This is a genomic window from Micromonospora sp. NPDC047812 (assembly GCF_040704175.1).
Taxonomy (GTDB): Bacteria; Actinomycetota; Actinomycetes; order Mycobacteriales; family Micromonosporaceae; genus Micromonospora.
In genome coordinates this window covers 488,399-490,689 of record NZ_JBEYRY010000005.1, presented here as the reverse complement: position 1 = coordinate 490,689, position 2,291 = coordinate 488,399, and the positions used below count along the sequence as shown (strand labels likewise).

The following is a 2,291-nucleotide window of genomic DNA, read 5'->3' as shown; positions in this document are numbered from 1 at the left end:
CACCGAATCCAGGAGGGAACGCATGGAAGAGCACGTCCTTGCCGCCGTCGAGCGGGCGACGACCCGCCCGCCGGAGCGCTACGACACCATCACCGTCCGACCGATCTCTCCGGTCATCGGCGCGGAGGTCTCCGGCCTCGACCTCGCCACCGAACTGTCGGACGGGCAGCTGGCCGAGGTCAGGCGCGCCTTCCTCGCCCACCACGTGCTGGTCTTCCGCGACCAGGTGCTCACCGCCGAGGACCACAAGCGCTTCGCCGGCCACTTCGGCGAGCTGCGCCGGCAGCCCCTCGCCGACCTCGACGGCGGCGACCCCGCCGTGCTCGAGATCAGCGCCGGCCGGGAGTCGCGGTTCGTGGCCGGCGAGGACTGGCACACCGACGGCACGGCCGAGGCCGAGCCGTCGCTGGGCTCGATGCTCTACGTCACCAGGACGCCGGAGATCGGCGTCGGCGGCGACACCCTCTGGGCGAACATGCACCTGGCGTACGAGATGCTCTCCCCGCCGATGCGGGCCTTCCTCGACGGGCTGACGGCGATCCACGACGGCCTGATCCCGTGGCAGGGTCACACCCCGCCGCCGGAGTACGTCGTGCCGAAGAGCGAGCACCCCGTGGTCGTACGGCACCCGGAGACCGGCCGCAAGCTGCTCTTCGTCAACGCCGGCTTCACCTCGCACATCGTGCAGCTCTCCCGCCACGAGAGCCGGGCGGTGCTGGACATGCTCTTCGGCTGGGTCGCCCAGCAGCCGATCCTGAGCTGCCGGGTCCGCTGGACGCCGAACACGCTGGTGTTCTGGGACAACCGCTGCACCCAGCACCACGCCGTGTGGGACTACTACCCGCACTCCCGCTACGGCCAGCGGGTGACCGTCAACGGCAGCCGCCCGGTGGGGTAGCCGGTCGGGCCGCCCCCGGCCGCTGGCGCGCCGGCCGGATCAGCTCGCCGGCCGGTGCAGGCGTCGACCGGTGGAGCGGAGGCCGGTGCACGCGGGGGTCAGCCGCGCACGATCTGCTCGGTGTAGGCCCAGTCGTCGTCGAGGGCGGCGTCGCGTTCGTCGGTCAGGCCGGTCAGGTCCGCGCCCGCGACGCGGCCGGCGCCCGCGATCCGGTCCCGCAGGATCCGGGCCGTGACCACGGCGGCCCGGGTGCCCTGGGCGGTGACCGGATCCAGGTGGTAGCCGGCGTCGCCGACCAGGCACCAGCCCGGCCCGCTCATCGGCCGGCGCAGCATGCGCATCCGGCCCGCGCCGCCGATCGACGTGCTCCGGCGGCCGGCGGCGACGGCCGGACCGAGGTGCGGGTCGTCGCGCACCATCCGCTCGAACGAGCGCGCGGGGTGCCGGCCGGTCTCGTCGATCAGGCTCTGGTGCAGGTCGAGCGCGACGCACCACTGCTTGTCGCCGCAGGGCGTCGAGATGAGGACGCTGCGGTCCTGCAAGGAGAAGTAGGAGCGGTCGGTGGGCAGCGGCAGGTTCTCGTAGTAGGCCAGCAGCGCGAACCACGGTGACTCGACGACCCGGTAGGCGGTCGCCCCCACGCGTTCCGCGTTGCGCGACAGCCGGCCGTCCGCCAGCACCAGCAGGTCACAGGTGACCTCGCTGTCGACGGAACCGTGCCGGACGGTCACGCCGCGTACCCTGCCCGCGTCGACGGTGAGGTCCCGCACCCGGGCCGGGCGCCGCACGGTGACGTTGCCCCGGCCGCGCGCCGCGGCCAGCAGCGCCGGGTCCAGCACCTCGCGCGGCACGCTCATCCGGTACGAGTACGCGTCCTCGCGCGGGTAGACCCGCTCGACCACGTCCTCGCCGATGCGCTGGGTGTCGCCGTAGGTGCGCGGGGCGCCGCAGGCCAGGACCGTGTCCAGCAGGCCGAGCTCGGCCCAGGCGAGGTTGCCGGACCGGTCCCAGGTGGACTGCTGCGGCCAGAACGCGGTGGGCCGCGAGGCGTCGAGGACGAGGACCCGCTCGGCGTACGGCGCGAGCGCCCAGGCGGTGCACGCTCCGGCGATCCGGCCGCCGACGACGACGACCTCCCAGTGGCCGGTGATCACGCCGGCACCGACCCGGCACGGTGCTGCTCCGGCGGGCTCCCGAGGTCGTCACGCGACACGACTCAGTCTCCCATCCGGACCCGACCCGGGGAAGGGAGCAGCCCGGCGAGGGACGCGTCCTCGCGGGCGGCGGGGCCGGCATCACGCGAGGGCCCCGCAGCCGCCGCAACGGTGGAAACCGGCGAGGGGATCTTCTTATTACTGGCCGATTACCCAAGACCATTAAATTCACCCAGGTC

Annotated in this window: 2 protein-coding genes; one reads left to right on the top strand and one right to left on the bottom strand. The window is 73.5% G+C overall.

Translation table 11 applies throughout. The annotated features are described in order from the left end of the window. Positions 1-22: 22 nt before the first annotated feature. Complete coding sequence (locus tag AB0883_RS21830; protein ID WP_366642985.1) at positions 23-898, top strand: TauD/TfdA family dioxygenase; 876 nt, start codon at positions 23-25, stop codon at positions 896-898. A 98-nt stretch (positions 899-996) separates the two neighbouring features. On the opposite strand, the gene AB0883_RS21825 is transcribed toward AB0883_RS21830, so the two are convergent. Then, positions 997-2,052 carry an NAD(P)/FAD-dependent oxidoreductase gene (locus AB0883_RS21825; protein WP_366642984.1) on the bottom strand — a complete coding sequence of 352 codons (1,056 nt, stop codon included), beginning with the start codon at positions 2,050-2,052 and terminating at the stop codon, positions 997-999. Between the last annotated feature and the right edge of the window lie 239 nt (positions 2,053-2,291).